Source organism: Hymenobacter segetis, assembly GCF_054776495.1.
This window is the reverse complement of the sequence record NZ_BAAHBV010000001.1, coordinates 280,800-304,307: the sequence shown is the minus strand read 5'-3', so window position 1 is coordinate 304,307 and position 23,508 is coordinate 280,800. Positions and strand designations below refer to the sequence as shown.

The window sequence follows — 23,508 nt, the reverse complement described above, 5'->3', positions numbered from 1 at the left end:
ACCAAAGCCAGCCCTACCCAAACACCGGCACCACGCGCCCCTCCTCCACCTTCAGTGCGGCATCGTACTTGTTGCCGGTTTTGGCTGAGAGGAAGCCTCGGATAACGCTGGTTTCGCCCTTGCGCAGTAGCTGCTTGAGCTGGGTTTCGGTGAGTTGCTTGCCGCCCCATTCAAATGCCACGCGGAACTGGCAGTCTTCGCGGAAGCGCGAGCAGCCGTAGGCCGTTTTGCCCTTGAGCATGGTGCCGAGCTTGCACACCGGGCACGGAATCAGGCCCGAATCGGGCGCGGCCCCGGGCTTGCTGTCGGCCACTTGCAGCAGGATGGGCTGGAAGCTGGTATCGAGCCCAATAGCGGCGTCGAACTTCTGTCCCTCGGCCCCGACGAAGCCTTTCATCACGGGCGTGCGGCCTTTGGCGAGCAGGGCTTTCACCTGCGGGTCGCTCAGCTTTTTGCCGTGCACTTCGGCGGGCAGCCGGAACGTGCACCCTTCGCGGAAGCGCACGCAGCCGAAAGCCGTTTTGCCGCGCACGACGTGGCCGGTTTTGCAGGCCGGGCAGTAGCCGAGGCCATTGGCCCCGGGCAGCGTGGCCGCGCCGGGCGCTTTCGCAGTTTTGGCCCCGGTCATGCCGGCGGGCACTTTGCTGCTGCCGGCCTGCGCCTGCTGCACCGCCAACTCAGCGCTGCCGGACGTGACCATGCGGCCGCGCCCGTCGTTCTTCACCTCGGCCACCATCTCGCGCACCAAGGCCGAGAGCTCGCCCAAAAAGCCTTCCGACGACAGCTCACCGCGCTCAATCTGGCGCAGCTTGTGCTCCCACTGGCCCGTCAGCTCGGCCGATTTCAGGGTGGGGTTTCGGATTAAGCCAATCAACTCTACTCCCGTCGGGGTGGGAATGATGCGCTTCTTCTCGCGCTTGATGTAGTTGCGCTTAAACAGCGTTTCGATGATGGCGGCGCGGGTGCTGGGGCGGCCGATGCCGTTTTCCTTCATGGCCTGGCGCAGCTCTTCGTCGTCGATGTTGCGGCCAGCCGTTTCCATGCCGCGCAGCAGCGTGGCTTCGGTGTAGTCCTTGGGCGGCTGGGTCATCTTGCTTTCTAGGCGCGGGTCGTGGGGGCCGCTTTCGCCCTTCACGAAGTTGGGCAGGACCGTGGAAACGGCATCATCATCAGCTTCGGCAGCGGCTCCGGCCGCACCCGGGGCGGCCGCTGGTTTGGGGGCGGCCTGCTGGGTGGGGTCGCCGTAGACCACGCGCCAGCCGGGGTTCAGGATTTGACGGCCGCGCACGCGGAAGGGGCGCTCGGCGGCTTCGGCCAGCACCGTCGTGTTGCTCACTTCGCAATCGGGGTAGAAGGCGGCGATGAAACGGCGCGCGATGATGTCGTACACGCTGGTTTCCATGCCACCGCCGGGGCCGGCCGCGCCTGTCGGGATGATGGCGTGGTGGTCAGTGACTTTGTTGTTATTGAAAACCTTGGGCGTCTTCGGGATTTTCGTAGCCAGCAGCGGGCCGGTGAGCGCATCGTAGCCAATGCCGCGCAGGATGCCGGGGATTTTCGGGTACTGGTCGTCGGGCAGAAACGTGGTGTCGACACGCGGGTAGCTCACGGCTTTCTTCTCGTACAGGCCCTGCACGATTTTCAGCGTGTCTTCAGCAGATAAACCCAGCTGGTTGTTGCACTGCACTTGCAGCGAGGTCAAATCGAAGAGACGCGGCGGGGACTCACGACCTTTCTTGATTTCCACATCGGTGACGCGCAGCGGGGCGGGGCGCACGGCTTCCAGGGCTTCTTTCGCTTCTTCTTCGGTCACGAAATAGCCCAGGGCGCGCAGCCGCGACTTCGTATCGGGTGCGGCGTCGGCGTCTTTGGCCTTGTCCGGTGATGCCATGTGGCTGAAGAGCGTACCCCGGTATTCGGTCTTCAGTACCCAGTATGGCTCCGGTTTGAAGTTCTGGATTTCGTGCCAGCGCTCTACCAGCAGGGCCAGCGTGGGGGTTTGCACGCGGCCGATGCTTAGGAGTTGCTTGTCCTGGTAGGTTGTGTATTTGAGGGTGAAGAGGCGCGTGGCGTTCAGGCCCAGCAGCCAGTCGCCTACGGCGCGGCTCTTGCCGGCTTGGTATAAGGAGTCGAATTCCTTGGCCTCGCGCAGGTTCTGGAAGCCCTGGCGGATGGCTTCTTCGGTGAGCGACGAAATCCACAGCCGCTTCACGGGCTTGCGGCACTTGGCCTCCATCAATACCCAACGCTGAATCACCTCTCCTTCCTGCCCGGCGTCACCGCAGTTTATTACTTCGGTGGCCTCGTCTACCAGCTTTTTGATGGTGTGGAACTGCTTTACCACGCCCTCGTCGCGGCGCATGAGCTTGATGCCGAACGAATCGGGAATCATGGGCAGGTTGTGCAGGCTCCAGCGCTTCCACTCGGGCTGGTAGTCGTCGGGCTCCTTGAGCTGGCAGAAGTGGCCGAAGGTCCAGGTGACCTGGTAGCCGTTGCCTTCCATGTAGCCGTCCATGCGGCGGGTGGCACCCAGCACGGTGGCGATTTCACGGGCCACGCTGGGCTTTTCGGCAATGCAAACTATCACGGAATTCGGGTTGATTGGAGGGCTGCGCCGAAGGGTTTTCGACGCAGGGAATCAACAAAGGTAACCGCGAAAAAGGTCGATTGGGACAGCTGAAGGCGGGTGTTACTTCCCCACCCCGGCCAGCACCGTTTGCAGTTCGCGGTACAGCGTCTGGGCCAGGTAGCGGGCTTCGTCGAGGCGCGACTCGGCGTATTGGCGGGCTTCCTCGGTGTCGGCGGCTTCCCACTGGTTCAGCTCGGCCAGGGTGGCGAGGCGGGTGAGCGACTGCTGCACAGTGGCATCGAGGCGGGTGGGCAAAGCATCGGGCACGGTGAAGCCGGTAGCCAGGGCGGCTTGCAGGCGCAGCAGCTCCTGGGCTACCTGGGCCAGGTCCTTTAGCAGGCGGCCTTCGGAGGGGGTGAGCTGGCGGGGGCGGCGGTCCATAACGCAAAGGCTGCCCACGGCCAGGCCTTTGGGGGTGCGCAGGGCCTGGCCGGCGTAGAAGCCGAGCTTCATTTCCTGGGCCACGAAGGGGTTGACGAGGGCGCAGGGCTCGGCCGCAATGTCGCGGAACTCGGTGAGGTCGTCGTGGAGGATGGCCACCGAGCACATGCTGTCTTCGCGGTTCACGACCAGGGCTTCGGGCAGGCCCTCGTTGCCGATGAACACCACGTCGTCGGACCGCACCAGGCTCACCAGGGCGATGGGCATATCGAAAAGCTTGGCCACGATGCTCACAAAATCATTGAACACTTCCTGCCCCGGCGTGCCCAGCACCTGGTAGGGCTGCAGCGCCGCGAGGCGCTCGTGTTCGTGCGAAGGTATCAGGCCAGGGTATTGGGTCTTGTTCATCGATAAGCTCAGGGATTCAGCCGCCAACTGCCTGAATGGGGTAAAAGTTCGGCGGCGGGTGCAATGCGTAAAGGTATTGCGCTACGCATAATGGTTGGCTGAAATTCTGCCACCGGCGGCGGCCGCCCGGTAAGTGGACGCCATTTGCGGGCGTGCGGCAACGCATTGCCCGCCGGGCCTCCGGAGGACCGGAACCCCCTTCGCCAAGCGAAAATGGCCGCTCCGGAGGTCCGGAGTGAGCTTCACCGTCCGGAAATGCGCCCTCCGGACCTCCGGAGGGGGCGTTTCCGCTCAGAAATGGCTGCTCCGGAGGTCCGGAGGAGGCGTTTCCGGTCAGAAATGGCCGCTCCGGACCTCCGGAGCGCCTCAACCGCACAGAAAAGCCCGTTCCGGAGGTCCGGAACGGGCTTTTTATTTACAAAGCACATTTAACTAGCTTTTCGGCATGGTGGGCACGGGCAGTTTGGCTTTTTTGCCCCCGCCCATTTCGGCTTTGCTGAAATCGAAAAACGGGGCCGCCCGCTCCGGCTGCGCCGCGAATTCGAGCAGCAGCGTGAGGTAGACGTGGTACAGGGCCAGGCAGGAGGCTTCGCGGCCATCGTGCAGGTCGATGCGCTGGGTGCCGGCGGTGCTGGCCATTACATCGGCGCGGCCCAGCGCCTCCGAGAGGGATTTGAGCACCTTGCGGCCCTCCGTACGCTGGGGCGAGGTGAAGACCGTGGGGCGGGCATCGAGGGCATCGAGAAAGGCCGTGAAGGCGTCCTCCACCTCGGTCTGGGCGCTTTTGGTGAGGGCGGCGCGGCCCTTGGGGAAGATGGCCAGCAGGTCGGCGCTGCTCTCGTCGTAGGCGGGGTTGATGACCTTGCGCTCCATGCGCTTCACGTAGTCCTTGAAGTCGACCAGGGCCTGGGCCAGGGTGCTGGTGCTGGCCTGGCCCTCGCCGGAGAGCTGGCCGGCGTGGGTGGCGCGGTAGTCGGTGAGGGCCACGTCGAGGGCCTCGGCCCCGGCGCTGTACTTGCCGCCGGCGGCCTGCCGGATGGTTTGCAGGGTGAAGGCGGCCATGTCGGCAAACTGGTCGCGGTTGAGGCGCAGATTCAGAAAGAAATTCTCGAACCGGGCGGCGTATTTGGCTTTTTTAGCGTTGGCCATGGGGCACTGAAGAGGTAGGGAGTGAAAAGATGGGCAAAAGGTAGGAAGTATTTGGACATTGCCGTCGCCGCCGCGCCACAACCGGCCGCCGGGGCCGCCGTAGAACCGGCACACCCTCCCCCTATTATTATATGCCCCGCATCATCGTCGGTTTATTCACCAGTGCTTCCGAAGCTGAGTTTGCCGCCACCCAGGCGCAGGCCGCCGGCCTCGCCCCCGGCAGCATCAACATTGCCACCCAGGAAACCCTGCAAGCCCAGCACCTGCCCGATGCCGGCGCGCCGGCCGAGCCCTTCCGCGAAAGCGTGACGCGGTTTTTCACCGACCTCTTCAGCGGCAGCCAGCTCGATGATACCCAAGCCCACATCGCCGCCACCGGCCCCGAGCACGCCGTGGTCACCATCGCTACCACCACCCCCGCCGAAGCCGAGCAGGCCCGCGCCGTCCTCGACCGCTGCGGGGCCGTGGATGTGTACAAGCAGCGCCCCCTCACTCCCACTGCTGCGGAGGGAGAGATTGACCTCGAAGGCGACCTGAGCCGGGTGCGGGACGATGAAGAGTTGGACGCGAATGGGCTGACCACGCATTGAGGGCCAGCGGGTCGACATATCGGTAGTAAGGCCGAATCCGAAAAACGGCAAAGCCCCGTAGGGGCGACACTCGTTGAACGAGTGTCGCCCCTACGGGGCTTTTGCTACCACATTGGGTCGGTTCTACTACCGCTATGCCGCCCCGCTGGGGCTAAACCTGTGGGCTGCCAGCCGCTTCCTGCGCCAGCCGCAGCTTGCTGTTCCGCTTGCCGTAGCCGAAGTAAATAATCATGCCCAGCGCCAGCCACACCACCAGGCGCAGCCACGTTTCCCAGGGCAGCGAGGCCATCATCACGAGGCACACGATGATGCCCAGAATGGGCACCACCGGCACCCACGGCGTGCGGAACGGCCGGGGCGCGTCGGGGTTAGTCCTCCGCATGATGAGCACGCCGAGGCACACCATCACAAAGGCCAGCAGTGTGCCGATGCTCGTCATCTCGCCCACTACGGCGATGGGCACGAAGCCCGCAAACAGCGCAATGAACGAGCCCAGCAGCAGGCTGGACTGCGCCGGCGTGTTGAATTTGGGGTGCAACCGCGAGAACACCGGCGGCAGCAGCCCATCCTTCGACATCGAGAAAAACACCCGCGACTGCCCCAGCAAATCCACTAATATCACTGAAGTGTAGCCGATGAGAATGGCCAGAATCACGGCTGAGGACAGCCAGGCATAGGGCGTTTTTTCGATGGCAATGGCCACCGGGGCGGCGCTGTTTTTGAACTCGGTGTAATTAGCCAAACCGGTCAGAACGTGCCCGAACAGCACGAACAGCACCGTACAAACCGCCAGCGAGCCGAGGATGCCAATGGGCATGTTGCGCTGCGGGTTCTTGGTTTCCTGCGCCATGGTGGCCACGATATCGAAGCCGATGAAGACGAAGAAAATCACGCCCGCCCCGCGCAGAATCCCGCTCAGGCCGAACTCACCGAAGGTGCCCGTATTGGCCGGGATGTAGGGTTGGTAATTGGCGGGGTCGATGTACTGCCAGCCCAGCGCGATGAACACCAGCACCACGGCCACCTTCAGGGCCACCACCAGCGCATTGAACCACGCCGACCCTTTCGTGCCCCGCGTGACGATGGCCGTAATGGCCAGCACGATGAGCATGGCCGGCACGTTCACGAAGCCGCTCACGGTGGAGCCATCCGCCAGCTTCGCACTTTCAAACGGCGACATCACCAGCTGCGCCGGGATGTGCAGCCCGTATTTCCCCAGAAACTTGATGAGGTACTGCGACCAGCTGATGGCCACCGTGGCCGCCCCCACCGAGTATTCGAGCACCAAATCCCAGCCAATAATCCAGGCAAACAACTCCCCCATCGTGGCATAAGAATAGGTATAAGCCGAGCCCGAAACGGGCACCATGGCCGCAAACTCGGCGTAGCACAGCGCCGAGAAGGCGCAGCCCACGGCCGCCACGATGAAGGAGATGGTAACGGCCGGCCCCGCGTTATTGGCCGCCGCAATGCCGGTGAGCGAGAACAGGCCCGCCCCAATAATTACCCCGATGCCAATGGCAATCAGGCTCACGCCATTCAGGCTGCGTTTGAGGGTGTTCGCCCCCGTTTCGGCTGCTTCCGCGCGGAGCAGCTCCAGTGATTTTTTCAACATAAAGAGATAGAAACGCGCCACGCTACCGCTCCACCCGGAGCAGCCGTGCCGCAAAGCAAAAAACCCGTAAAAAGGAATGAAACCGCACCGACCGTAGCCTCAGCTACGCGGCGCTAGTGCCTGGAATCAACAGTAACAACAGCCCGCGAACATGCGGCCCGTCGTCAACAAACGGGCACGAAAAAGACCAGGAAAAGCAAGCGAGGCAGCGGAAACGGCAGGCACGGCAGTTGTTTTTATATGGTCAGGAATTGGCACCGGGCCGCGGTTGCGGGTGGTTGCCGGCGCGTCGTTGAGCCTGTCTCTCAGCGCCTCTGTATAAAAACAATCCTTCCGGAGAAAGAATTGATGGCACAAAGGTAGTGCCGGATGGCTGCCCCGCCCACCCGGTGCCGCCCCAGACAACCCCACCGCACCGGCCCGCGTATGGGCGAGGCATTTGGCTGGCGCGTATTTCCGCTTCCCACCACCTGCCCGATACCGCTAGTTCATGTCCGATACCGTTGTGCACGCTGAGCCCTATGGCAGCATGCTCTATTCCCCCGAAGTGCCCTGTTTCATCATCTCCTGGCACGGCTTCGCCAACAGCGAGCAGTTCCGCTTTCTCATGAACCGGGGCTTGGAGCTTTACGAAGCCGAAGCCGCCCGCACGCAGCCGCTGGGCTGGCTAGCCGACACTCGCAACGTGCAAGCCGTGAAGCCCGCCGACCAGGAATGGATGCGTACCGACTGGAATATCCGCGCCCACCGCGCCGGCATCCGCCACGTCAGCTTCGTCGTGCCGGAAACGGTATTTGGCCAGATTTCGGTACAGAGCTACACCCACAACGTAGCCGAAACCAACGACTACGAAATTGAAACCTCCCAGCACCGCACGCTGCAAGAGGCGAAGGATTGGCTGCGGGCGGCGATTGGGTAGCCTCGACGACCTGACAATCCAGACAAAAAAGAAGGTCATGCTGAGCGCAGTCGAAGCATCTCTACCGCAATAGCAAACCCATTCGATTGGATTACTTGTACGGTAGAGATGCTTCGACTGCGCTCAGCATGACCTTCTTTTTATCCGGCCGTTCTGGCCTTCCCTACCGCCGCAGCGCCAGCCGCACGCCGGCCATCAGCCAGCGACCGGGCATTTGCGCTCCCAGCAGGTCGGAATATTTGGCGTCGAACAGGTTCTGGGCCTGGCCCACCACCCACAGGCGCTCGGGCAGCAGCGCCACATCGAGCCGGCCGTTGATGACCACGTAATCGGGCGTGAGCTGGGCATCGTTGACGGTGGCGGTGGCCACAGTCTGCTGGCTGGCGCGCTGCTTATACACCCCGCCCAGGCTGGCCGTGAAGCGGCGGTGCACTAGGCTCACGTTGCCGCTCACGAGTTGCTTCGCCACGTTGCTCAGGTACTGCGACACAATGCTGCCGTCTACGTTCAGGTGGGTGTAGGTGTAGCCCACGCTGCCTTCGAGGCGCAACGCTTTGCTTAGTTGGGCGCGGGTGCTGGCTTCAAACTCCAGCCCCTGTGTGCTCACGGCAAACAGGTTTTGGGCGTAGCGGTAGGTACTGGCCGGGCTCAGATTGGTGAAGCCGGTGCCGGCCTGCACGACATTGCCGGGCGTGCTCACGTAGTCAATCAGGTTGCGGCCGTAGCGGTTGAAATAGGTGCCGCGCAGCGTGAAAGCCGGCAGCGGGTGGAAATCGAGGCCTCCTTCGTAGCTCCAAGTGCGCTCGGCTTCGAGGCCGGGGTTGCCCACGTTGAAGCCTGTGGGCACGATGCCGGGCCGGATGGCCGAGTTGTACTGCTCGGTAAAATTGGCCGCCCGGATGGCGCGGCCCACAGCTGCGCGCACCGTCAGCTTCTCGCCCAACAGCTGGCTGGCGGTGAGCTGGGGCAGCACTTCGGTGCCGTAGGCTTGGTCGTGGTCGAGACGCAGGGCGGCGGTCAGGTTCAGGCCAGGGGTGGGCATCAGGCCGGCCACGGCAAACGCGCCCTGGTGCCACACGGCGTGGTCGCCGCGGTCGTTGCTGCGCACGCTGCGGCGGTCGGCCTGGCCGCCCAGGGTCAGCTGCACCTTATCGGAGAAACGCAGCTGGTGCTGGGCCTGCACGTTGAGGTAGTGCATCAGGTGGTCGCTGGCCGCCGAGGTGGGCGTGTACACGTAGTAATCGGTGCTGGAGGTGCCCACTAACTGCAATTCGGTGCGGGCGCGGGTACTCCAGTCATAGCGCAATTGCCCTTGGTACCAGTCGCGCGAGGTGGTTTCGCGGGCGCGGTCGCCGGCGTTGGTGGTGTAGAAATTCTGGGCGTTATAGTCGCGCCGGTCGAAACTGGCGCGGGCGGCGGCGCTGAATTTTGGGCTGATTTGGTATGCGCCCGAGAGCGAGTAGGTATTCAGCTTGAAATCATTGCGCAGGCCGCCGGGCAGGTTTAGCAACTGGCCGCTGGCGGTGTTGTTGAGAATGCCGCCGGCCAGTCGCAGGCTCTTATCCTGGCCATAAAAGCCGGCGTTGGTGGTTTTTAAATCATACTCACCGGCCATAAACGTACCGCCAATTTCCACGCCATCGGGCCGATGGGTGGCGGCGAAGGTTTTAGTAACGATGTTGACGAAGCCGCCCACGGCATCGGGGCCGTAGAGGGCGGCACCGGGACCACGCACCACCTCAATCTGCTCAATCTCGGCCGGGGTGATGGGCAAATAGCCCGCGAAGTGGCCCGTGAGCGGGTCGTTCAGCCGCATCCCATCCAGCAGAATCAGTACCTGGTTGAAAGTGGAGCCGCGCAATGTGATGTCGGCTTGGGTGCCGAAATTACCCCGGCTCTGCATCTCAATGGCGGGCAGCAGGCGTAGCAGGTCATCAAGTGAAGCCACCGGGTACTGGCTGAGCGTGCGGCCGGGTATTACGGTCACGTAGCGGCCCGTCTGGCCAGCCACCTGGTCGAGGCGGGTGCCGTACACGGTCACTTCGTTGAGGGCGCGGGTGCTGTCGGCCGGGGTGCTTTGGGCTAGAGATTTAAAGGTGAAAAGAGTGCAGAAAAATGGGGCGGTGTAACGCGTAAGTCGCATTCCTTGGTGGGTTGGTGGGGGTGCAAAGTTACCGTAGCGTGGACTCTGCGAGTCCGCGTCTCGCTGCGACGCAGCGAATAACCATTGCCCGTCACCGCTTGGGCATTTCGCATTTCCGCATTCGCCGCACAGCGGCGAGACGTGGACTCGCAGAGTCAGCGCTACTTTCGTCCTTGCGTCAGGCAACGTCAACCTCACGTCCGCGTCCTTCGCGCGAAATCGATTTTCACTCACCCGAAGTTTTTCCATGAAGCATCTTTTCGCGCTGGGCCTGCTGGGCCTGGCGGCCACCACGCCGGCTTTCGCGCAGGCCCCTACCCCGCCCGCTACCAAGCCCGAATCCCCCTATCGCGCCTCGGCCACCAAGGTCAACGACTTGGTGCACACCAAGCTCGACGTGCGTTTCGACTACGCCAAGCGCCATCTACTGGGCAAGGAGTGGGTCACGCTCAAGCCCCACGCCTACCCCACCGACACGCTCCGCCTCGACGCCAAAGGCATGGACATCAACGCCGTGGCGCTGATGAATGGCGGCCAGCAAACTCCGCTGAAATACGACTACGCCGATGGCATGAACCTGCGCATTAACCTCGGCCGCGTTTTCAAGCCGGGCGAGGAATACACGATATACATCGACTACGTCTCGAAGCCCGACGAGCTTAAAGTGAAAGGTTCGGCCGCTATTACTGATGCCAAGGGCCTGTATTTCATCAACCCCGATTCGACCGTGAAGGGCAAGCCGGTGCAAATCTGGACGCAGGGCGAGACCGAAGGCTCGTCGGCCTGGTTCCCGACCATCGACCGCCCCAACCAGAAAACCACCGAGGAAATCTCGATGACCGTGCCGGCTAAGTACGTCACGCTCAGCAACGGCCGTATGGTGAGCAGCACGCCCGCCGGCCCCGGCCTGCGCACCGATGTGTGGAAAATGGAGCTGCCGCACGCGCCCTACCTGTTCATGATGGCAGTGGGTGACTTCAAAATCTACAAGGACACCTGGCGCGGCAAGGAGGTTAATTATTACCTCGAACCCAAGTACGCGCCCTTCGCCAAGCAGATTTTCGGCAACACGCCCGACATGATGGAGTTCTACTCCAACCGCCTCGGTGTGGAGTATCCGTGGAATAAATACAGCCAGATTGTGGCCCGCGACTACGTGAGCGGTGCCATGGAAAACACCACCGCCACCCTGCACGGCGAGCAGGTGCAAATGACCGACCGCGAGCTGATTGACCGCGAATACGGCTCCGAATCAGTGATTGCGCACGAGCTGTTCCACCAGTGGTTTGGCGACTACGTGACGGCCGAAAGCTGGTCCAACATCACCGTGAACGAGACGATGGCCGACTTCTCGGAAGGCCTCTACGCCGAGCACAAATACGGCAAAGACGCCGCCGATGCTCACTACTACCGCTACCTGCGCCGCTACCTGAGTTCGCCCCGCGACGCGGCCAAAACCTTGGTGCGCTTCCACTACGACGAGCAGGAGGAAGTATTTGACCTGGTGAGCTACCAGAAAGGCGGGGCCATCATGGACATGCTGCGCACCTACCTGGGCGATGACGTATTCTTCGCCGGCCTGCAGAAATACCTGAAGGATAACGCCCTCGGCAACGGCGAGGCGCACCAGATGCGCCTCGCTTTTGAAGCCGTGTCGGGCCAGGACTTGAACTGGTTCTGGAACCAGTGGTATTTCGCGCCGGGCCATCCCATCGTCACGATTGACTACACCTGGGACACGGCCAAGAAGGCCGAAACTGTCACCATCAAGCAGACCCAGACTGGCCAGACTTTCCGCCTGCCCTTCACCATCGATTACTATGTGGGCGGCAAGGTGATGCACCAGCCCGTGACCATGACGGAGGCCACCCAGACCTTCACCATGCCCCTTTCGGCCAAGCCCGACCTGGTGAACGTGGACGCCAACAAGAAGACGCTCTGGCTGAAAACCGATAACAAGACGGCCGCCGAATACGCCTTCCAGTACGCCCACGCGCCCCTGTTCGTCGACCGCCGCGAGGCCATCGACGCCGCAGCCAAGGACCAGACCATCGCTGCCAACCGCGCCACGCTGCTGGCCGGCATTAACGACAAGTTCTACAACAACCGCCTGGCCGCCGTGGAGGCGCTGAAGCTGGATAACAAGGACGTGGCCAAAGTAGCCGCGCCCGCCCTGCGCAAGTTGGCAGCCACCGAAAAAGAGCCCTGGGTGCAGGCCTCGCTGCTCGGCGCACTGGCCAAGCTGAAGGATAAAAAGGACGAGAAGTACTTCACCAAGCAGCTGAACAGCCAGTCGTACAATGTGCAGGGTGCCGCCCTGCGCGCCCTGTCTGTGGTGCAACCCGCCCAGGCCTTGGTCCGTGCCAAAGCGTTGGAAAATGACAGCCAAAGTGCCCTCGCGCAAGCCGTAGTGGCCACCTACGCCCAAGCTGGCGGCCCCGCCGAATGGGCTTACGTGCGCGATAAATTCGATGCTGCCCGCCCGCAGGCCAAGTTTGGCTTGGCCGAGCCCATGGCCGGCATGATGGGCCGCCTCGAAGACCCGGCTGCCTTTGCCGAAGGCGTGACCCGCCTGCGCGACCTCGGCGTGAAATACAAAGCCTACGGAGCCGACCGCATGGTGCTGGGCCTGCTCCAGACCGCCAACAAGGCCCAGGCCAGCCGCGGCCACGCCGCCGAAGCCCAGGCCGCCGTCGACAAAGCCACCCAGGAACTACAGGCCGCCAAGTAACCCGGCCCTGCTTGCCTGAATAGTAAAAAAGGCCTGCCGCAATGCGCGGCAGGCCTTTTTTGTGGGTGGTTGGTAGGTATTCGGGGAAAACGAAAGGTTCGGGTGCGCTTATTTCTTCTCGACTGCGCCTTTCTTTTCGACTACTACTTCCTTGGCCGGGTCGTGCTTGGGGCCTTCATAGGAGTTGACGTCTTTGTCTTTTTCGGGTTCATGATTCACGGCCTCGGTGGCGTAGATGTGCTCCATTTCGGTCATCATGTCGTCGCCGTCCACGTTCAGGTCTTTGAGCACACCGTCGGCAATGTCGTACACAAGGCCGTGCAGGCGGGGCGGATTGTCGCCGCGCACGGCGTTCTGGATGATGTTGGTTTTGGCTAGGTTACGTACCTGCTCTATCACGTTCAGCTCCACCAGGCGGCGGGCACGCTGGCCATCATCCTTGATGCGCAGGTACTCAGCCTCGTGCAGCCGAATTACGTCGCGGATATTCACCAACCAGTTGTCAATCAGGCCGTATTGTTTGTTGGCTGCTGCCGCAGCCACGCCGCCGCAGCCGTAGTGGCCCACCACCAGGATGTCCTGCACGCCCAGCACTTCCACGGCGTATTGCAGCACGCTCAGCAGGTTCATGTCGCTGTGCACCACCAGATTGGCAATGTTGCGGTGCACGAACATCTCGCCCGGGCCCGTACCGGTGATGCCCGAAGCCGGCACCCGCGAATCGGAGCAGCCAATGAACAGGTATTTCGGCTTCTGACCATTGGCCAGGTTCTTAAAAAAGTTGGGGTCCGCCGCGTTGCGGTCTGACACCCATTTCTTATTATTTTCGAGAATTTTGCTGATTCCAGCCATGGCAAAAGGAGAAAGTTTTATCGCCTAACTGCTGCCGAAACAGCTGTCTGGCGTATTGAGCCCGGCAACCCGGTCGGGCTGCAAAGCGGTGAGGCGCTGACCAAGGTAGCACCTATTAGTGGTTGAAAATTAGTTACTGTGGAGTTCTACGGCGGGAGCATCGGCACCGTTCAGGCACTGCGGCGGCGGTAGTCATGCTGGCCGCCGTTGGCCGGGCGGCGGGTGCTGAGCGGCCGCGTGCCGCGCGAAAACGTGAGCGTAACCACGGCGGCCGCCACCGGCCGCACGGCACCAGGGGCCGGAATATCAGCGGGCGTTGGCTGGAGCGGACTGGTGGTTTGGTGGGCTGTATTCAAGGTAAGAAGGAAAGCAGGTCGTACAGAAATTGAACGTCATGTTTCGTTGCGCTCTGCATGACGGGCGGGCGAATGACGGTCTGAAGAGCCGTGCATGCCGTGCAGATTCAGCCCCTAATGCGCCCCCAGCGCCACCTGCCGGATGCCCCGCAATTCCAGCTCGATGCCCCGGGCGGGCGCGGCCTGCCGGAAGGCCTCGATGGCTTCGAGCACGTCGTGGTCAATCACATCGGAGCGGGTGCCGTCGAGGATGACGCGGCTATCGGCGGGCAGCTGGTCCAGCGTGGTCACGATGCTGGCTTTGTTGAGGAAAGAAACGTGCTCGGGTAGGCGCAGGTGCAGGGGGGCATTGGGGCTTTCGGCGTTGTCCTCGGAGTCGTCGCGCCGCAGGTAGGAGCCGGCCTTGGCGTTGTCGCGCAGGATGAAGAAGAAGCCCAGCACTAGCCCAATGCTCACGCCCTTCAGCAAATCGGTAAAGAGCACCGCCACGATGGTGATGATAAAGGGGATGAACTGCTCGCGGCCCAGCTGCCACTGCTTGCGGTAGAGCGCCGGTGTGGTCAGCTTAAAGCCCACCAGCAGCAGCACCGCCGCCAGCGCCGAAAGCGGAATCAGGTTCAGCACCGCGCCCAGAAACAGCAGGCTCGTGAGCAGCAGCAGGCCGTGAATGAAAGCCGACAGCTTGCTCTGCGCGCCAGCCGCGATGTTGGCCGATGAGCGCACGATAACCGCCGTGAGCGGCAGGCCACCCAGCAGGCCGCTCACCAGGTTGCCCGCGCCTTGGGCCAGCAGCTCGCGGTTGGTGGGCGTGTGGCGTTTCTGGGGGTCGAGGTTGTCCACGGCCTCCACGCTAAGCAGCGTTTCGAGCGAGGCCACGATGGCAATGGTGAAGGCCACGCCGTAGGTAGCGGGGTTGCGCAGGGCGTTGAAATCGGGGAAAGTCATTTCGCGGGCCAGTTGGCCCAGCGACGACAGCACCGGCAGCTTCACGAGGTGCTCGGGGCGCACCTGCATATCGGGGGCCACGGCTTTTAGCAATTGGTTGATGCCCACGGCGGCCAGCACGGCCACCAGCGCGCCCGGCACCAGCCGCGACCACGGCTGCCGTTTCACGGGGGCCGTATTCCAAAGCAGCAGGATAGTCAGTGACACCACGCCCACCAGCACCGAGCCGGGGCTCAGCGCCTTCATAGCTGCGCCAATGGCTGAGAACGTGTTCATACCATTGAACTGCAGGAAATTCATGTCCTCGAAATAGTCGGCATCGGCCCCAAAAAAGTGCGGCAGCTGCTTCAAAATCAATATAATACCGATAGCCGCCAGCATACCGCGAATCACGGCCGCCGGGAAGTATAGGGCAATAATGCCCGCCCGGGCCAGCCCCAGAATAATCTGAATAACGCCGGCCACGGCCGTGGCCGCCAGCACCGCCGGCCACGAGCCCAGCGTGGAAATAGCCGACAGCACCACCACCGTGAGGCCAGCCGCCGGCCCGCTCACGCTCACCGCCGAGCCGCTGAGCACGCTCACCAGCACGCCGCCCACGATGCCCGCAATCACGCCCGCCAGCAGGGGTGCGCCCGAGGCCAGCGAGATACCCAGACACAGCGGCAGCGCCACCAGAAATACGACCAGCCCCGCCGGCGCATCCTGCCCGATGGTGCTGAACAGCGACACCTTGGGCCGGGGATTGACGGGGGCAGCAGGCGGCGCGATGGGAGTACCGGTTTGGGCCGGCGAAGAAATTACCTGGGTCATGGTCTTGTGAGTGCAGCCTAAGCCGAAAATCTGGCTTGGGGGGAATTCTGAATACAAGGTTACCGAGGCGTTATTAAGGTCGAATTAAAGGGAAATTAAAAGGAAATTAAAACCGGGGATTATTCGAAAATCCGATAAAATGAACGTCATGCAGAGCGTAGCGAAGCATCTTGCCCGCCACCACTAATCCCATCAATCGGATTGCATTGCGCGGTAAAGATGCTTCGCTACGCTCTGCATGACCGTCCCATCCAACATTACCAGCTCAGACAGGCACCGGCCATTCCAGCCACACCTGCGTGCCCTGGCCGGGCTCGCTTTCCACGCGCACCGTGCCGCCGTGCAGCGCCATGATGCGCGCCGCCAGCGGCAGCCCAATGCCGTGCCCCGGCACCGCCCGCGCCGAGGCTGCCCGGAAAAACGGCACGAATACCTGCTGCAAATCGGCAGCTGAGAGGCCCGGCCCTTCGTCGCTCACCAGCAGTGAGAGGTGCTTGCGGCGGCGGGCCAGCGTGGCCGTCACGGTGCCGCCCGTGGCCTTCGAGAACTTGCAGGCATTGTCCAGCACGTTGAGCACAGCCGAGAGCAGCAGCGCCTCGTTGCCGCGCACGATGAAGGATTCGGCCTCCCCAAAATCGAGGTCGACGCGGCAGGTGGGGTGGCGGCGCAGCAGCTGCTCGTGGGCCTGGAGCAGCAAATCGTCGAGGCTGACGGCAGCCATGGGCACCTGCGAGGGGTCGTCGGAAGCGCGGGCAATTTGCAGCAGGCCGTTGGTGAGGCTGTTGAGCTGCCGGGCCGAGTCGAGGGTGCTTTGCAGCACGCGGCGGTACTCGGCGGGCGGGCGCTCGGCCTGCAGCAGCGACACTTCCAGCTCGCCGATGAGGGCCGTGAGCGGCGTGCGCAGCTCGTGCGAGGCATCGCGCACGAAGGTGCGCTGACCCACGAAGGCCGCTTCCAGACGGTCGAGCAGGCGATTGAAGCGCTGGGTAAGCAGGCCGATTTCATCGGTGGTTTCGCCGGTGCGGGTCAGGCGCTGGCTCAGGTCGGTGGCGGTGATGCCGTCGACTTCGCGCACCATGCGGCGCAGCGGGCGTAGCGCCCGCCCGGCAAAGAACCAGCTGCCCGCGCCCGCCGCCGCCACGGCCACCAGAAAGCCCAGCGCCAGCAGTCGCCGCAGCTCGTCCAGCTGCTGGCGGCTGTCCTCATCCACCGACGAGGCCACCACTACCAGCGGCCCCATGCGGGCATCGCGGTAGAGTAGGCCCACGGTTTCGTGGTAGTTGGTTTCGGGTTCCAGCACGGCCTGGCCGGTGCGGCGTACCTCGGCCAGCCACGCGGGCGGCGCGGGCCGGGCCGCCCCCTGCCCTTCCCGAAAAACCAGGTGGTTATTTGCGTCATACACCCGGCCCTGCTCGGCGGGCAGCGTGCGGTAGAGCTGGCGCAGGTAGCGGCGGTAGGAGGCTTCTTCGCCGGCATCGGCGCGGCCTTCCTGGCCGGCCACGTAGGCGTGTCCCACCACCAGCGTGCGTTTGAACAAACTCTGAGTGAACTCATTGCGCCGCGACTGCTGCGTAGCGAAGTAGATAACCAGCGCAAACAGCAGCAGCGTCACGGCCAGAATAGACCCGAACTGCAAAGCAAGGCGGAGGCGAATGGACATTAGTCAGAAGCAGGATGAAGGGACGGATTAAAAGAACGTCATGCTGAGAGCAGCCGAAGCATCTCGCTCGCTTCGTTGCAACGATTAGGTTAGTGGTGGCACGCAAGATGCTTCGGCTGCGCGAGCATGACTTCAATATTTTCACTCCTGCCCCACTAGTTTACCCCTCATTCTTCATCACATACCCCATCCCTACCAGCGTGTGAATCAGCTTCGGCTCAAAGCCCTTATCCACCTTTTTCCGCAGGAAATTGATGTACACGTCAATCACATTCGAGCCGGTATCGAAGCTCAAATCCCAGACGTGTTCCAACAAATCAGCGCGCGAAACCACGCGGTTTTGATTACGGAGTAAATACTCCAGCAACGCAAACTCGCGGGCGGTGAGCTGAATAGCCTGGCCGGCGCGCTCCACCCGCTTGGCGCCAGGGTCGAGGCTGAGGTCGGCCAGATGGAGGACGGCTTTGGGCGCGGGGGCTTCGGTACGGCGGCGCACGAGGGCGCGCAGGCGGGCCAGCAGTTCATCGAAGGCGAAGGGCTTGACGAGGTAGTCATCAGCGCCGGCGTCGAGGCCGCGGATTTTGTCGTCGGTTTCGCCCAGCGCGGTGAGCATGAGGATGGGCACGCCGGGGTCATGGGCGCGCACTTGCCGGCACACTTCGAGGCCGCTGAGGCCGGGCAGCATCTGGTCCAGAATTAGGCAATCGTAGCGGTTTTCCTGGGCGCGGCGCAGGCCCAGCAGGCCGTCGGCGGCGAGGTCGACGGTGTAGTCCTGCTCCGTCAGGCCCTGGTGCAGAAAGGCGGCTACCGAGGGTTCGTCTTCAACTAAAAGGATTTTCATGGGGCCGGAAGGTAGCGCCGTTTCGGAAAACGGGCCGCGTGGGCGGCCGTTGGCGGGCCACTTGGTTAGGAATACGGGTATGCGCTAAAGCAGTGTTAACACGTTGTATTTCCGACAATACATCCCTTTTACGGATGTGATATTGGCAAAGGCAGGAGTTTCTCTGAATTGCCAGAATTTTCATCTAGTCTTCATTATGACTGATTTTCAACCTTTCGACATTGTCTGGTTGTGCTTACTTGAAAGCATCCGGCAATGAACAGCATCACTTGGCAAAACACGAAGGAAAAAGCGGCCGTAGGCAATACCAGTACCTGCCATCTCCTAGCTATTCTTTCATTATGAGTCAAGTTACCCAAGCCCCACTGGCCCCGCCGCCGGTGGCCCTGGCCCCAACCCAAGCCGTCAGCCTCAACATCAACGGCCAGGCCCACACCCTCCAGATTGCCCCCTGGACCACCCTGCTCGACGCCCTGCGCGAGTACCTCGACCTCACCGGCACCAAGAAAGGCTGCGACCACGGCCAGTGTGGCGCCTGCACGGTGCTGGTCGATGGCAAGCGCATCAACTCCTGCCTCACGCTGGCCGTGATGCATGATGAGTCAAAAATCACGACCATCGAAGGACTCGGAACGGAGGACAAGCTCAGCCCGCTGCAACAAGCCTTCATCGACCACGACGCCTTCCAGTGCGGCTACTGCACGCCGGGCCAGATTTGCTCGGCCCAGGGCCTCATCAACGAAGGCAAGGCCAAAACCGAAGCCCAGGTGCGCGAGCTGATGAGCGGCAACGTGTGCCGCTGCGGCGCTTACACCAATATTTTGAGCGCGGTAATGGAAGTACTTAACAACGAAGGATTAATCATCGAGGATAAGGCGTGGTCGGCGGGTGCCGCCAAGCCGGACATGGCCCCGGTTGAACCACCGAAGAAATAATCCTTCATTCCTCATTCCAGTAAGATGAACAGCTTCACTTTCACCCAAGCCACCGCCGTGGCGGGCGCCGTGCAGGATAAAGCCGCGCACGACGACGCGGCTTACATCGGCGGCGGCACCAACCTGATTGACCTGATGAAGGAGAACGTGGCCCGCCCCACGCACCTCATCGGCCTCAAAAAGCTGGGCCTAGATACCATCGAGAACCTGCCCGACGGCGGCCTGCGCCTCGGTGCTCTCGCCACCAACGCCGACACCGCCTGGCACCCCGAGGTAGAAAAACGCTACCCGCTGCTGAACCAAGCCATTCTGGCGGGGGCCAGCCCGCAGCTGCGCAACATGGCCACCGACGGCGGCAACCTGATGCAGCGCACCCGCTGCTACTACTTCTACGACTTGGCCACGCCCTGCAACAAGCGCGAGCCCGGCTCCGGCTGCTCGGCCATCGGCGGCTACAACCGGGTGTGCGGCATCCTGGGCACCAGCGACCAGTGCATTGCCACCCACCCTTCCGATATGTGCGTGGCCCTGGCCGCCCTCGATACCACCGTGCGCGTGAGCGGCCCGAACGGCGAGCGCACCATCAAATTTGAGGATTTCCACCGCCTACCCGGCGACCATCCCGAGCGCGACAACACCCTGGAGCCCGGCGAGCTCATCACCGGCCTCGACTTGCCCGCAAAGGGCTTCGAGAAAAACTTCAGCTACTTGAAGCTGCGCGACCGCACCAGCTACGCCTTTGCCCTGGTGAGCGTGGCGGCGGCGTTGGAGTTGGAAGGCACACTCATCAAGGATGCCCGCTTGGCGCTGGGCGGCGTTGCCCACAAGCCCTGGCGCGATAAAGAGGCTGAGGCAATGCTCGTTGGCCAGCGCGCCACGGCCGACACCTTCCGCCGCGTGGCGGCCAAGGTGCTCGAAAATGCCAAAGGCCACGGTGCCAATACGTTTAAGATTGAGCTGGCTAAGCGCGCCATCGTGCGCGCCCTTAAGCAAGCCACCGAAATGAATCAGGTGCTCGACACCAACGCCTTTCAAAACTCCAACCCATGAGCCACACCACCGACTACATCGGCAAACCCACCAACCGCGTCGATGGCCCGGCAAAAGTCCTCGGCACCGCCAAGTACGCCGCCGAATTCAACGTGCCCAATCTGCTCTACGGCTATGTGGTAAGCAGCCCGATTGCCAAGGGCAAAATCACGAAAATCGACGCCGCGCCGGTTTTGGCTCTGCCCGGCGTGCAGGAGATTTTCACGCACGAAAACGTGCCCGGTTTCGCATTTCTTGACCGCAGCTACAAGGACGATGTGGCCCCCGGCGGCTCACCTTTCCGGCCGCTGCACGACGCCGAAATCAAGTACAGCCTGCAACCCGTGGCGCTAGTTGTGGCCGACACATTTGAGCTGGCCCGCTACGCCGCGTCCATCCTGCACATTGAGTACGAGGAAGTAGCGCACGAAACCGAGCTGGTGAAGCACATCGACGAGGCCTACGAGCCCGGCCGCGGCAAAACTGGCTACAAGCCGCCGAAGTCGCGCGGCAATTTCGGCAAGGGCTGGAAAGAAGGCGTGGCCCACATGGAGGCGCAGTACTCGCACCACGCCCAGCACCATAACCCGATGGAGATGTTTGCCACTACGGTAGAGTGGCTGGGCGATAAGAAGCTGAATATCTATGATAAGACGCAGGGTGTTTTCAACAGCCAGCAGTACGTAAATAAGATTTTCGGCCTGAGCAAGGACCAGGCACGGGTGATTTCGAAATACACCGGCGGCGGCTTCGGCTCCGGCTTGCGGCCCCAGTATCAGTTGTTTCTGGCCGTCATGGCTTCGCTGCAGCTGGAACGTTCGGTGCGCGTGTCGCTCACCCGCGAGCAGATGTTCAGCTTCGGCCACCGGCCCGAAACCTTGCAGCACGTGGCCCTGGCCACGGCGGCCGACGGCTCGCTCACTGGCATCAACCACTTTGCCGTAGCCGAAACCTCGCAGTTTGAGGATTTCACCGAAAACGTGGTGGGCTGGTCCGGCACGCTCTACGACTGCAAAAACGTGGAGTTGGGCTACCGCTTGGCTAAAGTCGACGTGTTTTCGCCGCTCGATATGCGCGCACCCGGCGCGGCCTCGGGCTCCATCGCGCTGGAAATTGCGATGGACGAAATGGCCTACGCCGCCGGCCTCGACCCGCTCGAATTCCGCATCCGCAACTACTCCGATTTCGACCAGGCCCAGAACCTGCCCTACTCCAGCAAGGCCCTGCGCAAGTGCTACGCCGAGGGCGCAGCCAAATTCGGCTGGGAGAAGCGCACCGCCAAACCCGGCTCGATGCGCGACGGCAAAATGCTGGTGGGCTGGGGCATGGGCGGTGGCATCTGGGACGCATCCAAGATGCCTGCCACCGTGAAAGCCAGCCTCGACGCCGATGGCCACCTCACGGTGAGCAGCGGCACCAATGAAATCGGCACCGGCACCTACACCATCATGACGCAGATTGCGGCCGAAAGCATGGGCCTGCCTATCGAAGCCGTCACCTTCGTGCTGGGCGATACCACGCTGCCCGAGTCGCCCCTGCAAGGCGGCTCCTGGACGGCCGCTTCCGTCGGCAACTCCGTAGTTGAAGCCTGCACTAAGCTCGGCGAAGCCCTGCTGAAACAGGCCCAGAAAATGGACCACCCGGCTTTCAAAGACGCCAAAATTGACGATGTGCAGTTTGCCAACGGCCAGCTGCGCCTGCGCTCGGATGAGACGCAGGCCGTCGTACTACGCGACCTCGTGCAAGCCAGCGGCGAGCCTAAAATCGAAGCCGAAAACTCCACGGCACTGGCCAAGCTGGAAATGCTGAAGCCGCCGAAATATTCCATGCACGCCCACAACGCGGTGTTTGTGGAAGTGAAAGTGGACCCCGACCTGATGACCGTGCACGTCACCCGCGTGGTGAATGCCGTGGCTGCCGGCCGCATCATCAACCCCAAAACGGCCCGCAGCCAGGTCCTCGGTTCGGTCGTCTGGGGCATCAGCTCGGCCCTGATGGAAGAATCGGTGATGGACCACCGCTTCGGCCGCTACATGAACCACAATTACGCCGAATACCACGTCCCCGTGAATGCCGACATCCACGACATTGACGTGATTTTCGTGAGCGAGGAAGACGACAAAGTCAACCCGCTCGGCATCAAAGGCCTGGGCGAAGTTGGCCTGCTGGGCGTAGCCGCCGCCGTGACCAACGCCATCTACCACGCCACTGGCAAGCGCGTGCGCGACCTGCCGGTGACGATTGACAAGCTGCTGTAGAAACTCCAGCGGCTAGTGCCGCTGAAGTGACATGGAAACGCCCCGCAACTGGTTGGTTGCGGGGCGTTTTTGTTTTTCTATTCGCTATGCCCGTCACCCCAAATTAAAAGCCCACCAATATTATCAATATTCAGGTTTTCAACTTTGTCTATTTGATTAAGTCGCTTTTCAAAAAATTGAAGTTCCACCTTAGCTTTTTCAACAGCACATTTAAGTTCATTTCTGTCAACTAATAGATTCTGTTCTACCGGCGTTGGTTGAAATTGCTCATCAAATTCATCAACAGAGAAGTCGAGTAAGACATTCGTACCTTCAAACTTAATATATGGGCCTGGATGTCCGTTATAATAAGAAGTTTGGCCGTCAGCAAGTCTTTCCCAATAATTTATATCGCTTAAATCTCCGCAGCATTGGGGGAAATATGCATCGTGACCATCTATTCGCAGAACATATCCACCGAAAAAGGCAGATGCCTGTTCCCGCTCAAATTTTCCATCTCGCAATTCCTGCGTATGGTCAATTGTCAGTTTTGTTAAATTATTATCTGAAATATCCGTGAGTTTATAAATCGATGAGCCGCCTACATATGATTTCAATTTATCTTTAAATCCCGCTCGCTGATAACTCTGCTCGTTATAGGTATCCCAAATATTGGGGTATTGCCAATATGGATATTTTTCAGGTTCCGTTACGCCCTGATTATTATACCCGATTTCAATTACTGGTATAAGTTCAATTTTCATCATTCTTATTTTGGCAATAACATTAGCACATGATAAGGACTAATTAATGATTTTCGCATTGGAATCCGCTCTTAGCTTCGCCAGCTTCTCGCGCCACACTTGAAGTTCTTCGGGCGTTATTCTCACCCAATCGGTTACTTCGCCAACAATTTTCAAGGGCGCCTGACTACGATACGAACGAGTCGGATTGCCGGGAAATTTCTTATCCGTGACGTTCGGGTCGTTCTCAAAGCTGTCCGTCAGCTCAACGATGTAAACTCGTTCGTGCCCGTCACCTTTGGCTAGCGCTGCGGCAAGTCCTGCTCCGTTGGGTAAGGCGGTGAAATATATGTGATTCATCACGACTTCGGGGTGATAATTTGAGTTGAACCCCGGTGTTAGCAATTCCCCAACCTGCAAATTCGCTCTAGTCCCGTGATAAAAGGGGCCGTTATCCGGAACGTCAAACACATTAGATTCGATGGTTTCGTTTTCCATGTGATGCAGTGTTTTGAGATTTTGTCACTGAATA

Annotated in this window: 18 protein-coding genes and 1 riboswitch; of the genes, 6 read left to right on the top strand and 12 right to left on the bottom strand. The window is 61.3% G+C overall.

The features are described 5' to 3' along the window. Positions 1-13 precede the first annotated feature (13 nt). The 3 genes from ACYU70_RS01325 to ACYU70_RS01315 all read right to left on the bottom strand — a co-directional run bounded on the left by ACYU70_RS01325 (position 14) and on the right by ACYU70_RS01315 (position 4,567). Positions 14-2,587, bottom strand: coding sequence for a type IA DNA topoisomerase (locus ACYU70_RS01325; protein ID WP_342295736.1), 2,574 nt, complete (start codon positions 2,585-2,587; stop codon positions 14-16). Between the two features lie 102 nt (positions 2,588-2,689). Beyond that, complete coding sequence (locus ACYU70_RS01320) at positions 2,690-3,418, bottom strand: GAF domain-containing protein (RefSeq protein ID WP_342295735.1); 729 nt, start codon at positions 3,416-3,418, stop codon at positions 2,690-2,692. Between the two features lie 432 nt (positions 3,419-3,850). Further along, the gene (locus ACYU70_RS01315; protein ID WP_342295733.1) at positions 3,851-4,567 is read right to left on the bottom strand and encodes a hypothetical protein; all 717 of its coding nucleotides are present in this window, start codon (positions 4,565-4,567) and stop codon (positions 3,851-3,853) included. A gap of 131 nt (positions 4,568-4,698) precedes the next feature. Between ACYU70_RS01315 and ACYU70_RS01310 the strand changes: the two genes are divergently transcribed. Then, positions 4,699-5,157 carry a hypothetical protein gene (locus ACYU70_RS01310; RefSeq protein ID WP_342295732.1) on the top strand — a complete coding sequence of 153 codons (459 nt, stop codon included), beginning with the start codon at positions 4,699-4,701 and terminating at the stop codon, positions 5,155-5,157. A gap of 151 nt (positions 5,158-5,308) precedes the next feature. On the opposite strand, the gene ACYU70_RS01305 is transcribed toward ACYU70_RS01310, so the two are convergent. Next, on the bottom strand, positions 5,309-6,772 hold the full coding sequence (locus tag ACYU70_RS01305) for an amino acid permease (RefSeq protein ID WP_342295731.1): 1,464 nt from the start codon (positions 6,770-6,772) through the stop codon (positions 5,309-5,311). Between the two features lie 233 nt (positions 6,773-7,005). Then, positions 7,006-7,097: riboswitch (SAM riboswitch) on the bottom strand. 165 nt (positions 7,098-7,262) lie between these two features. Here ACYU70_RS01305 and ACYU70_RS01300 point away from each other — a divergent pair. Continuing rightward, complete coding sequence (locus tag ACYU70_RS01300) at positions 7,263-7,691, top strand: hypothetical protein (RefSeq protein ID WP_342295730.1); 429 nt, start codon at positions 7,263-7,265, stop codon at positions 7,689-7,691. A 163-nt stretch (positions 7,692-7,854) separates the two neighbouring features. Here ACYU70_RS01300 and ACYU70_RS01295 read toward each other — a convergent pair whose 3' ends face one another. Continuing rightward, positions 7,855-9,834, bottom strand: a complete 1,980-nt coding sequence (locus ACYU70_RS01295) for a TonB-dependent receptor plug domain-containing protein (protein WP_342295729.1) — start codon at positions 9,832-9,834, stop codon at positions 7,855-7,857. A gap of 247 nt (positions 9,835-10,081) precedes the next feature. Between ACYU70_RS01295 and ACYU70_RS01290 the strand changes: the two genes are divergently transcribed. Next, positions 10,082-12,565 carry a M1 family aminopeptidase gene (locus ACYU70_RS01290; protein ID WP_342295727.1) on the top strand — a complete coding sequence of 828 codons (2,484 nt, stop codon included), beginning with the start codon at positions 10,082-10,084 and terminating at the stop codon, positions 12,563-12,565. A gap of 108 nt (positions 12,566-12,673) precedes the next feature. Here ACYU70_RS01290 and ACYU70_RS01285 read toward each other — a convergent pair whose 3' ends face one another. The 5 genes from ACYU70_RS01285 to ACYU70_RS01265 form a co-directional block, all read right to left on the bottom strand. Beyond that, a complete protein-coding gene (locus ACYU70_RS01285) occupies positions 12,674-13,417 on the bottom strand; it encodes a carbonic anhydrase (protein WP_342295725.1) in 744 nt (247 codons plus the stop codon). A 170-nt stretch (positions 13,418-13,587) separates the two neighbouring features. Continuing rightward, on the bottom strand, positions 13,588-13,773 hold the full coding sequence (locus tag ACYU70_RS01280; protein ID WP_342295724.1) for a hypothetical protein: 186 nt from the start codon (positions 13,771-13,773) through the stop codon (positions 13,588-13,590). Positions 13,774-13,887: 114 nt separating this feature from the next. Then, complete coding sequence (locus tag ACYU70_RS01275; RefSeq protein WP_342295722.1) at positions 13,888-15,531, bottom strand: SulP family inorganic anion transporter; 1,644 nt, start codon at positions 15,529-15,531, stop codon at positions 13,888-13,890. A gap of 265 nt (positions 15,532-15,796) precedes the next feature. Beyond that, positions 15,797-17,191, bottom strand: coding sequence for a sensor histidine kinase (locus ACYU70_RS01270; protein ID WP_342295720.1), 1,395 nt, complete (start codon positions 17,189-17,191; stop codon positions 15,797-15,799). 160 nt (positions 17,192-17,351) lie between these two features. Beyond that, the gene (locus ACYU70_RS01265; RefSeq protein WP_342295718.1) at positions 17,352-18,032 is read right to left on the bottom strand and encodes a response regulator transcription factor; all 681 of its coding nucleotides are present in this window, start codon (positions 18,030-18,032) and stop codon (positions 17,352-17,354) included. Between the two features lie 341 nt (positions 18,033-18,373). Between ACYU70_RS01265 and ACYU70_RS01260 the strand changes: the two genes are divergently transcribed. From ACYU70_RS01260 to ACYU70_RS01250, 3 genes are read left to right on the top strand one after another with little or no spacing between them, the layout of a single operon-like run. Continuing rightward, positions 18,374-18,967 (top strand): (2Fe-2S)-binding protein, encoded by a 594-nt coding sequence (locus tag ACYU70_RS01260; protein ID WP_342295716.1) that lies wholly within the window; start codon positions 18,374-18,376, stop codon positions 18,965-18,967. Positions 18,968-18,991: 24 nt separating this feature from the next. Next, the gene (locus ACYU70_RS01255; RefSeq protein ID WP_342295714.1) at positions 18,992-20,017 is read left to right on the top strand and encodes an FAD binding domain-containing protein; all 1,026 of its coding nucleotides are present in this window, start codon (positions 18,992-18,994) and stop codon (positions 20,015-20,017) included. Beyond that, positions 20,014-22,254 carry a xanthine dehydrogenase family protein molybdopterin-binding subunit gene (locus tag ACYU70_RS01250; protein ID WP_342295713.1) on the top strand — a complete coding sequence of 747 codons (2,241 nt, stop codon included), beginning with the start codon at positions 20,014-20,016 and terminating at the stop codon, positions 22,252-22,254. The genes ACYU70_RS01255 and ACYU70_RS01250 overlap by 4 nt, the downstream gene beginning before the upstream one ends. Positions 22,255-22,331: 77 nt before the next feature. Here ACYU70_RS01250 and ACYU70_RS01245 read toward each other — a convergent pair whose 3' ends face one another. Both ACYU70_RS01245 and arr read right to left on the bottom strand, forming a co-directional pair. After that, a complete protein-coding gene (locus ACYU70_RS01245) occupies positions 22,332-23,000 on the bottom strand; it encodes a hypothetical protein (RefSeq protein WP_342295711.1) in 669 nt (222 codons plus the stop codon). A gap of 36 nt (positions 23,001-23,036) precedes the next feature. Beyond that, positions 23,037-23,474 (bottom strand): NAD(+)--rifampin ADP-ribosyltransferase, encoded by a 438-nt coding sequence (gene arr / locus ACYU70_RS01240; protein ID WP_342295709.1) that lies wholly within the window; start codon positions 23,472-23,474, stop codon positions 23,037-23,039. Positions 23,475-23,508 lie beyond the last annotated feature (34 nt).